Below are 9,113 nucleotides of genomic sequence, written 5' to 3' on the forward strand. Positions count from 1 at the left end.
CACTCTGCTAAGTGTAGACTGGCAGAGAGGGAGTGGATTCCATACATCATGTTAAGTATTATGATGAAGAACCAGAAGACACCTCTGACGCCTTAGATACCGATGAGTCTCAACGACCTCAAATTGAAGCTAACGATGACTCACGCAAACCATCGACACAAACTGAACTTGAACCGACGTTGAGTGAATAGCCTTTACTTTTTATGGTAATGGAACGTCATTCCGGTCTTAAATCAATCAATCGTTCGCTTTCCATTACTGACAATAAACACATAAGAAAACCATAAAAACGATTGCTATATGAGCCCTATCACAACGCATAGTCACAAAGTGGTAGTTCGGAATCAAAGTTGTTCCAGATCAATGGTCGACCAGTTGATTGCCGACAACATGTAGGAAATTAAAAAATCATAATTAACGGAGTTTTCCAATGTCTACTGCATTTTACATCCCTACAATCAACTTCATGGGTACTGGCTGTTTGAAAGATGCTGCTGATAGCATTCAGTCTCAAGGCTTCAAAAAAGGTCTGATCGTCTACGTGATGTTGCAAAAGCGATGGGTGTGAATGTTGAAGGTATGACAGCAGAGCAAGGCGCAGAAGCAGCTATCAACGCGATTGTTCAACTAGCAAATGACGTGAACATCCCAACAGGTATTGCTCAACTGGGTGCTAAATTGGAAGACATCCCGACTCTGTCTGACAACGCTCTTAAAGACGCTTGTGGTTTCACTAACCCTAAACAAGCGACTCACGAAGAAATCTCAGCGATCTTCGAAGCGGCAATGTAATCTAGCGACAATTTATTCGAGCTAGAAACACGCGGCTCTTGCTAAAAACAAATAGCTAACACAAACGGGCTCACCTTCTGAGCCCGTTTTTTTTCTTCCTGTCTCTTTCAATTCTTTGCCTTCATAGCCAACCAAGAACGACGAATCACTAGCTACTCACCACTAAAAAGTCGCATTGTTGCGATCGCTTGGTTATAGTCAAACTATTGATATATAGAATGACAAACAGGTTCCATTGAGTCGTTGGATAGTTAGCACCTCATTATTAGCTTCACTCGTTGCCCACTCCGCTCAAGCAGAGGATCAAAATGAGTGTCACAGTCAGCCGCTAGAAGACGCCCCTGTTGAAAAAGCCTACCACTACCTCAACAGTAAATTTTGCCAACCCGCATTATGGTTTGACAGTTTCTTTGTCGATGACCGCATTACCGAAGATGCTCGAGCGGGCACTTCTGTGCGTTGGTACAACGATTTTATTTACTCAGAAGGTGGTGACGTCGACTACTCAACCAAGCTCAACGCACGTTTACATCTTCCCTTTGCGAGTAAGCGCCTAAAATTAATCTACGAATCTGTCAGCGATGAAGAGTTCTTTGATTTCTTTCCACAAGATTCAGAGGAATTAGAGAGCGCACTCGGCCTTCGTTACGATGCTTATGCGAAGGGTTACAGTAGCTTCAATATTAAAGCGACACTGCGTCCGCGTATTGAAGCTCGTTATCGCTTTACCTACCCTCTCACTACCGATGCCGTATTCAGGCTGACCCAACGTGTGTATCAAGAAAAGCAAGAAACTGGCGAGATCACCGATATCGATTTTGATCTTTCTTTGAGTGATGACTTCTTAGCGCGATGGTCGAACTTTGCAGGTTATAACGACGACCTTAAAGGCTGGGAGTACGGTACGGGGCTAACTTTGTATCACTATCTTTCTCAAGACCAAGCTCTGCAATACAGCGCGACGATTGCAGCAACCAGCGAGCCGTATAACCACTACGAATATTCACAAGTGTCGATAACCTACCGAGAAAACGTTTGGAAAGAGTGGCTGTTCTACGAATTGATTCCGCGCTATCAATGGGAACGAGAGCCCCATGAGAAACACACCGAAGAGGCCAACATCACCCTACGGCTTGAAGTCCTATTCAATAATGTCTAGCTCAACAACGCCTAGTTAGTATTTATGAGATGAGCATCGTGAGATAAAAACATGGACACAAAAAAAGCACATCATGTGATGTGCTTTTTCAGTTCTATATAAGGCTTAAGCTGTAGTCTTAACCCTTGTAGTTTCTTACTCGTGCCGCTTCTGCTTCACGCTTGTCGACAACGGTTTTACCGATTGGCGCCAATGAGATAACCGCGAGCTTAAGGTGCTGAATCGCAAACGGAATACCGATGATGGTAATGAAACACGCTACTGCTGACATGATGTGACCAATCGCAAGCCAGATTCCCGCAAATAAGAACCAAATAACGTTACCAATCACACCTAGCGGGCTCGTGCCAATGTCCATTTCATTGGTCAGTTCATCGCGTGAAATCGCTTCCTGACCAAATGGAAAGAATGAGAAGTTACCCATAACAAAACACGCTCTACCCCATGGAATACCAACGATGGTTAGGAATGCGAGCAGTCCGAAGAACCACCATGCCAACCCCATAAATACGCCACCAAACAGAAACCAAATGATGTTTCCTATTGTTCTCATGTTGTCTTCTCCAAACCTTTGAATACTGTTTATTTCATATGCCGAGTAAGGCAATACTTGTTCTAATAGGTTCATTATTATTGAGTCTTTATGAACCGCTTATGAATCGCCTACATTTCCTGTGATTGATACACACCACGAAACGCCAAATCCGCATAGGGATCATCGATTTTATTTGATACCATGTTCGTAGATTTTTAGTATCACAAAGCTAAACAACTACAACAACTACAACAACTAATTTAAGGCCGAATTTATGAGCAACACTGAGCAACCTAAAAAGAAAATGAAAAACTGGGTGCCAATCGTCTTCTTCGGACTTCTCAGCACGGTGCCTGTATTCATGTTTTTAGTCGACGTGTACATCAACCAATACATGTAACAAGACCCCGCCATCCTATCGGCGTAAAAATGAATACAGGAAACATGTCCTGTATTCATATCAGTTAAATCACTTCTACTGTAATTAATTCAATTCTTCTGCGATCAAATCAACTCTTAGTTAATTAAATCAGCTCTTCGTTAATAAAGTCTAGAATGTCGATCAGCTCATGATCTGGCAAGTTTAGTAAGTTATCACCCACATACCATTCAATCTTACATTGGGTAGGCAGTTCGCTGATCGCTGGGTTTCCTATCCAAACCTTGTGCTTCTTAGCTATATTGTCGCGCAGGATAATGCCACCCTCAAAACTCACAGGTAAATAGAGGTGAAGCATGTTGACCTGCGGTTGTTGCGGGTTAATCGTAAACTGAGGGTAATCTTGTAGGATTTGATAGATTTGCTTAGTACGCTCATACAATGCTGGCATCAACTCAATCCGTTGATCAAACTGCATTGCTGCCGAAACTACGTAAGGCGTGCGATGATAAACATTTCCGCCCTGACGCTTCATCCATGCTGAAGCTTTTGCTACGAAAGCCTTATCACCTAGTAGGAGTGACCCCCCAAGACCATTTAACCCTTTATAGAGCGAAACATAAGCTGTATCGAACCCCTTAGCAATCTCGCTATATGGCTTTTGATAATACGCGCCACACTCCCACAAACGAGCACCATCCATATGCAGATGAATCGATTGTTCTTTGCAGTACTGCTTTATCGCTTCAAGCTCTCCCCACTCAGGCAGCTGACCACCAATCTCTCGCATCGGTAGTTCATACAATGCCGCGGCAATCTCATCAGGCCAAGCCTTTAAGTCGTCGACATTCCAAGTGCGAAATACATTACCAACCGGAAGTATATTGAAACGGTTCTGGAGCTGATACCCTTGGCGTTCATGGCGCATAATATGGCTGGATTCGTGCATCGCCACCAAAGGATTTCTTTTTTCTTGGCAAGCAATCTCTAACGCTGTCGGTTGATTCATTGTGCCAGTAATCACAAACACGGCGGCTTCATAGCCGAGAAAATCAGCCACTTTGCTTTCAAAACTCTCAATAAAATCGCCATCACCGTAGGTGTCGTGCGCCACATCATGTGTTTCGCACCATTCAGCCATTTGCGCGAAGGTTTGTGCTGGTGTTGGATCGAAGTGACCAGAAAGCAACAAATTACATTGTTGACGCAAGTCCGTGCTCATACCTTTTCCTTTATTCATTGTCGTTCTATGTAGGGTGATTGAATTATTTACGTTAGCCTTCAACGGTGACATAAAGTGCACCTCTTCGCTTTTATTATTAGCGAATAATTAGTTTTACGCAGTCATCGGCTGCGTGTGCCGGAAATACTCAAATTGACGGGTGTTTTATATAATTAAGTCCCTAAAAACACGTGCATCTAACTAGATAAGTATGGGCTAATTCGTTGTTGTTCAACCATTCTTCTATTATTGTATATCTATAATTCCAATAAATATTATTCGTTAATGGACAAAGAGGGCTATATGTCGAAAAATCGAGTCTTGGTGCTATTCGCCCACCCTTCTCAGCATCGCTCTGAAGCGAACAAACCCTTATTTGAGCAAGCCAAGCGTATTGAAGGCGTCACCTGTGTCGATCTTTATGCTGAATACCCGACCTTCAAGATCAATATCGATCGTGAACAGAAACGCCTGTTGGACCATGACATCATCATTTTTCAGTTCCCACTATATTGGTACTCAACACCCGCGATTCTTAAAGAATGGCAAGACCTCGTCCTAGAATACGGATTTGCTTACGGCACCGACGGTAATGAACTGCAAGGTAAGAGCTTGTTATGCAGTATCACCGCTGGCGGCAAAAAAGAGGCTTATCAAACTGACGGTTATAACCACTTCACCATCCGTGAACTGCTTCACCCAATCGAACAAACGGCGTCTTTGTGCGGCATGAACTACTTGGCTCCATTGGCTTTGTTTGGTTCACGTACTGCGTTAGAAGAAGGCCGAATTCAAGATCATGTAAATAGCTACAAATCGCTTTTAGAGGCTTTTGTTGCGGGCGAAGTCGATCTTAAAAAGGCAAGCAAGGCTGAAAAGCTAAACCATTATGTCGATGAAATGATGAGCAGAGGTTAGATCATGACAGGATATTTTCTACAAGCATTTATCTATTTGCTCGCGGCAGTCATCGCCGTCCCTATCGCCAAAAGGCTTGGCCTCGGCTCTGTGCTTGGTTACCTGATTGCCGGTGTGGTGATTGGCCCAATCATCGGCTTAGTGGGTGAAGAGACCACGACCATTCAACACTTTGCCGAATTCGGTGTAGTAATGATGCTGTTCTTGGTCGGGCTTGAGCTTGAGCCGAAGATGCTTTGGGCAATGAGAAACCGCCTGATGGGGCTCGGCGGCCTACAAGTCGGTGGCACAACGGCCATAGTCATGGGGATTGCTCTGTTCTTCGGGCAACCTTGGACGATCGCGCTGACTATCGGTTTGATCTTCGCACTGTCATCTACCGCGATTGTTCTCCAAACCTTTAATGAGAAAGGGCTCTCCAAGACAGAAGGCGGCAAGAATGCTTTCTCGGTCTTACTGTTCCAAGATATCGCTGTCATTCCGATGCTGGCATTTATCCCTCTATTGGCATTGCCAGAATTAATCGAAGCTGCACAAAGCGCGGTCGCTTCGACTTCTGATCACCATGAAGAGTTGAGTCTTGTTGCTGGCCTACCCGGCTGGGCTTATGGCCTTGTGATCACAGCATCTATTGCGATTGTTGTGGTCGGCGGGCACTTCTTGAGTCGTCCACTGTTCCGCTTTGTGGCGAGCTCAGGCTTGCGAGAAATCTTTACTGCAACCGCACTGATGTTGGTTATTGGTATTGTTGCACTAATGAGCCTAGTCGGCCTCTCACCAGCTTTAGGAACCTTCCTTGCGGGTGTGGTATTGGCGAACAGTGAATTCCGCCACGAGCTTGAGTCTAATATAGACCCGTTTAAAGGGCTGCTACTTGGCTTGTTCTTCATTACGGTAGGTGCGGGCATCAACTTTGATGTTCTATTCAACGACTTTGGTTTGATCATTGGCCTCACTCTTGGCGTTATGCTACTTAAAGCCTTGGTGTTGTTTACATTGGCGCTGATCTTTAAAATCAAAAATAGTGACCGATGGTTGTTTACGTTGAGCTTGGCTCAAGCCGGTGAATTCGGTTTTGTACTACTTAGCTTCTCGGCTCAAAACCACGTATTGCCTGCTGATATAGTTCAAACTCTGTCGCTGGTTGTTGCCCTTTCAATGTTCCTAACTCCAGGCTTATTCATTCTATTTGATAAAGTGATACTTCCTCGTTACGAGCAAAAGTCTAACGACCGAGAAGCCGATACTATCGAAGAGAAAGGTACGGTGATCATTGCTGGTATTGGCCGATTCGGTCAAATCGTTAACCGCTTACTGGTGTCGAATGATGTCAATACTGTGGTTCTGGATCACCAAGCTAACCAAGTCGATTTGTTACGCTCCATCAATATCAAATCTTACTTTGGTGATGCAACTCGTCATGACTTATTGCATACCGCAGGAATCGAAGAAGCAGCAATGTTTGTCGTCGCTATCGACAACCAAGACTCAAGCGTTGAATTAGTGAAATACGTTAAACACACCTACCCTAATGTGAAAATCTTAGCGCGTGCATTCGACCGTGGTCACAGTTACCGCCTACGAGAAGCCGGTGCAGATTCTGTAATCTCAGAAACGTACCACTCGGCACTCGAAATGGGCTCAGAAGCTCTACGTTCTTTAGGGCACCATCCATTCTTCGTTGAACAGCAAAAATCAACGTATCAACGTGTTGAAAGCCGTAAGTCTGAAAAACTATACCAAGCTTGGTCTGACGCTGAAGAGAACCCACGTTACGACAACAACTACCGACAAATCTTCATTCACCTTGAAGAAGCAATGAAAGAAGACATGAAAAAAGACCGTTCAGACAAGCACTCTCGCTCAGAACGAGGTTGGACACCGCCACCGAAAGGCTATGCAGATGGCTTTGAGGAAGAACAAACCTAAGCAGAGCTCAAATTCGAGGTTAACAACCACTCAAAAAGCGGCTTTCGGGTCGCTTTTTCATTCTCTAAATACGAATAGCACGACCGATGAAGCCAAAACACGGAACCTAAATCAGATGAACCACGACATTTATGTGATCCAGTTATAATTTTCAATCTCAAGCTACCCGTCAAAAATGAATTCACTTTTTACATTTATAAAACATTACCTCCCCACATAAACCACACCATCAATGTGGGTATATATGCATTCTTTTAAGCCCTTCAGTCGTCGTTCTAATTCGTAGCGACCATCCTCTAACGTTTGAGTTACATTGCATATATCTAAACACGCCTCACAAGTCGCCACTAAAGCATTCACATCGCCAATAATTAACGCTCCGCACTCACAAATTCAAACCATAAAAATTAACACAAACGTTTCAAAGTATGTCTATCGTTACAATTTGTAACGAATACCAGTTGTCGGTATAGTCCTGCACTTCAAAAAGTGAGGCGGTTGCGCTCACCTTAAAGGAGATATAATAATGATTACTAATGATGCAGTAATAATGGGCATGTTAGCTGTTATTCTTGGCGGTGTTTTTATCACGGAAAGTAGCCAAAATAGCGCTCTGAAAAAATTCTACTCGTTCGTTCCGGGTCTATTGCTCTGTTACTTTGTTCCTTCTCTATTGAATAGTTTAGGCATCATCGATGCGTCAAACTCAAAGCTATACTTCGTTGCAAGTCGCTACCTATTACCGAGTGCACTCGTTCTTCTGATCATCTCAGCAGACCTTCGTAAAATATTTGGCCTTGGTTCTAAAGCCGTCATCATGTTCCTAACCGGTACTGTCGGCATTATCATTGGCGGGCCTTTAGCGATTCTAATTATCGACCAAGTTAACCCTGACCTTGTATCTGGCGATGTATGGCGCGGCCTTACAACAGTGGCTGGCTCTTGGATTGGCGGCGGTGCAAATCAAGCAGCAATGAAAGAAGTGTTCGAGGTTGATGACCAGTTATTCTCTGCAATGATTACGGTTGATGTTATCTGTGCGAACATTTGGATGGCCGTGTTACTTATCATGGCAGGTCGCCAAAAGAAGATTGATGCATGGTTAAAAGCTGACACATCATCTATCGAAGAGCTAAAAGAGACGGTTTCTAAATACCAAGAAGAGAACGCTCGCCCAACAACCACAACAGATCTAATGAAGATCACGGGAATTGCATTCGGTCTTACCGGTCTAGCTCACTTATTCAGTGACCTAATCGCACCTTGGATCTCGACCAACGCTCCAGAACTCGCGAAATACAGCCTTACATCAGGCTTCTTCTGGTTAATCGTTATGGTGACAACGTTCGCGCTCATCGCTTCATGCTTCAAATCTACACGCAGCCTTGAGCACAGCGGCGCGTCTAAAGTTGGTTCAGCGTTCATCTACATCCTAGTTGCAACCATCGGTATGCAAATGGATGTGACGGCTATCTTAGACAATCCAGGCTACTTCTTCATTGGTATCACATGGCTAACTATCCATGCCATTCTAATGATTGTGATGGCGAAGCTTATCCGTGCACCACTGTTCTTCATGGCTGTCGGTAGCCAAGCTAACGTTGGCGGCGCAGCATCGGCTCCTATCGTAGCAGCTGCATTCCACCCAGCACTGGCGCCAGTAGGTATCCTAATGGCAGTATTGGGTTACGCTCTCGGTACATACGGCGCTTACATCTGTGGTCTCATCATGCAGGCTGCTGCGGGTTAATAGAATCGCTTCAATCCAATAACACAAAAGGCTGAACGATGATCGTTCAGCCTTTTTCGTTTCTAAAACTGTATTTCAAATAACGGCTTAATCGAACAAAGACGCCAGCTTATTTTCAACAACTGGGCTGATATTAAAGCTCAACATAAAATCTGGACGCGTTTCTTCGTCTTTCTCAAGGTAATAGTTCGCTTCAATGCCAAACTTCCAAGGACGTCCGTTCAACACAGTAGTCTTGCTTACGCTTATATTCAACGGAATTTCCGCCTGATCCTTATTCCAATCATACGAGAATGTCGGCGCAGAGCGGCTTTGTTGCGTAATTCAGTTTAGAGACAGAGCAGCCCCATTTCGTGCGTTTCTTAGTCAATACGGCAAGTTTCAGGCATACCTAACCCAGTGAGCTTGTTCAACGCTTTTATCATCGCG

Annotated in this window: 9 protein-coding genes and 2 pseudogenes; 8 read left to right on the forward strand and 3 right to left on the reverse strand. The window is 44.3% G+C overall.

Annotation, left to right across the window (positions count from 1 at the left end):
• Positions 1-32: 32 nt before the first annotated feature.
• From ACED53_RS22105 to ACED53_RS22120, 4 genes and pseudogenes are all read left to right on the forward strand, one after another.
• Positions 33-191, forward strand: coding sequence for a hypothetical protein (locus tag ACED53_RS22105; RefSeq protein ID WP_371693171.1), 159 nt, complete (start codon positions 33-35; stop codon positions 189-191).
• A 239-nt stretch (positions 192-430) separates the two neighbouring features.
• Positions 431-568, forward strand: coding sequence for a hypothetical protein (locus tag ACED53_RS22110; RefSeq protein ID WP_017101730.1), 138 nt, complete (start codon positions 431-433; stop codon positions 566-568).
• Positions 532-792 (forward strand): annotated as a pseudogene (locus tag ACED53_RS22115) (iron-containing alcohol dehydrogenase); the annotation flags it as partial. The gene ACED53_RS22110 and the pseudogene ACED53_RS22115, both read left to right, overlap by 37 nt.
• A 235-nt stretch (positions 793-1,027) precedes the next feature.
• On the forward strand, positions 1,028-1,951 hold the full coding sequence (locus ACED53_RS22120) for a hypothetical protein (protein ID WP_017101732.1): 924 nt from the start codon (positions 1,028-1,030) through the stop codon (positions 1,949-1,951).
• A gap of 118 nt (positions 1,952-2,069) precedes the next feature.
• Here the strand turns inward: ACED53_RS22120 and ACED53_RS22125 are convergent, their stop codons facing one another.
• Positions 2,070-2,504, reverse strand: a complete 435-nt coding sequence (locus tag ACED53_RS22125) for a YccF domain-containing protein (RefSeq protein WP_029225586.1) — start codon at positions 2,502-2,504, stop codon at positions 2,070-2,072.
• Between the two features lie 256 nt (positions 2,505-2,760).
• On the opposite strand from ACED53_RS22125, the gene ACED53_RS22130 reads away from it, so the two are divergent.
• A complete protein-coding gene (locus ACED53_RS22130) occupies positions 2,761-2,886 on the forward strand; it encodes a hypothetical protein (RefSeq protein WP_017098479.1) in 126 nt (41 codons plus the stop codon).
• A 124-nt stretch (positions 2,887-3,010) separates the two neighbouring features.
• Here the strand turns inward: ACED53_RS22130 and ACED53_RS22135 are convergent, their stop codons facing one another.
• Positions 3,011-4,087 (reverse strand): low specificity L-threonine aldolase, encoded by a 1,077-nt coding sequence (locus tag ACED53_RS22135; protein ID WP_017101734.1) that lies wholly within the window; start codon positions 4,085-4,087, stop codon positions 3,011-3,013.
• Between the two features lie 303 nt (positions 4,088-4,390).
• On the opposite strand from ACED53_RS22135, the gene ACED53_RS22140 reads away from it, so the two are divergent.
• The 3 genes from ACED53_RS22140 to ACED53_RS22150 all read left to right on the forward strand — a co-directional run bounded on the left by ACED53_RS22140 (position 4,391) and on the right by ACED53_RS22150 (position 8,684).
• Positions 4,391-5,005, forward strand: a complete 615-nt coding sequence (locus tag ACED53_RS22140) for an NAD(P)H-dependent oxidoreductase (RefSeq protein WP_009845593.1) — start codon at positions 4,391-4,393, stop codon at positions 5,003-5,005.
• A gap of 3 nt (positions 5,006-5,008) precedes the next feature.
• A complete protein-coding gene (locus ACED53_RS22145; protein ID WP_017101735.1) occupies positions 5,009-6,934 on the forward strand; it encodes a monovalent cation:proton antiporter-2 (CPA2) family protein in 1,926 nt (641 codons plus the stop codon).
• Between the two features lie 526 nt (positions 6,935-7,460).
• Positions 7,461-8,684: a DUF819 domain-containing protein gene (locus tag ACED53_RS22150; RefSeq protein ID WP_009845595.1), complete on the forward strand. Its 1,224-nt coding sequence runs from the start codon at positions 7,461-7,463 to the stop codon at positions 8,682-8,684.
• An 87-nt stretch (positions 8,685-8,771) separates the two neighbouring features.
• On the opposite strand, the pseudogene ACED53_RS22155 reads toward ACED53_RS22150, so the two are convergent.
• Positions 8,772-8,990 (reverse strand): annotated as a pseudogene (locus ACED53_RS22155) (hypothetical protein); the annotation flags it as partial.
• Between the last annotated feature and the right edge of the window lie 123 nt (positions 8,991-9,113).

Origin of the sequence: Vibrio sp. 1F169 (assembly GCF_041439605.1) — a bacterium.
GTDB lineage: Bacteria > Pseudomonadota > Gammaproteobacteria > Enterobacterales > Vibrionaceae > Vibrio > Vibrio tasmaniensis_A.